The 816-nt window shown below is 43.5% G+C and carries 1 protein-coding gene; it reads left to right on the plus strand.

All coding sequences use genetic code 11. From position 1 onward, the window contains the following. Positions 1 to 77: 77 nt before the first annotated feature. On the plus strand, positions 78 to 674 hold the full coding sequence (locus ACP45E_RS19755; RefSeq protein WP_017038637.1) for a DJ-1/PfpI family protein: 597 nt from the start codon (positions 78 to 80) through the stop codon (positions 672 to 674). Positions 675 to 816: the final 142 nt, after the last annotated feature.

The following is an 816-nucleotide window of genomic DNA, read 5'->3' on the forward strand; positions in this document are numbered from 1 at the left end:
TGTTTACGGTGGTATGGTTAGGTTTCGTGATGGCGTTGCTCACGACTTAACGCGGCGTTAGGCTAATAGGAGTAGATATGGACATCGCGGTACTAACATTTGACGGATTTAATGAACTTGATTCATTTATAGCAGCGGGAATTTTGAACCGAATGAAAGACGCTGGTTGGAATGTGCAAATAACGAGTCCATCTCAGTACGTCACTTCAATGAACGGAGTTACAATTCAATCTCAACAGCCTCTAGAGTTTGCGAATCAAGCCAACGTTGTATTGTTTGGTAGCGGTGTACTAACACGCGATATTGCTCAAGACAGAGATATACTTTCAAGGTTAAAGCTAAACCCTGAAACTCAGTTAATTGGTGGACAATGTTCAGGTACTTTGCTCATGTCTGTGCTTGGTTTACTGCATCAAATACCAGCTTGTACCGATTTAACAACGAGACCTTGGGTTGTCGAATCAGGAGTGACTGTTTTAGAGCAGCCATTTTATGCTGATGGCAATCTTGCAACAGCAGGTGGCTGTTTGTCATCAAAGTACTTAGCAGCGTGGGTTATAAGCAAGTTGTCGAGTAGGGCGGATGCTGAATCGGCAATTCATTATGTCGCACCAGTCGGTGAAAAAGAAAGCACTGTTCAGCACTGTATGTCAGTAGTTGGTGCATATCTGTAAAATTTGCCTAACAAATTGTTCAAGAGTGATTCGGCACGCGTGGCATTTTTACTATGCGTTAGGTTTAGTGGTTAAGGTGGTATACGGAGGCTTCGGTATTGCGTGCCTCACACCTTAACAAGGCGTTAAGACTCGCTGTGAT

Origin of the sequence: Vibrio genomosp. F10 str. 9ZD137, from assembly GCF_049974785.1 — a bacterium.
Classification (GTDB): Bacteria; Pseudomonadota; Gammaproteobacteria; order Enterobacterales; family Vibrionaceae; genus Vibrio.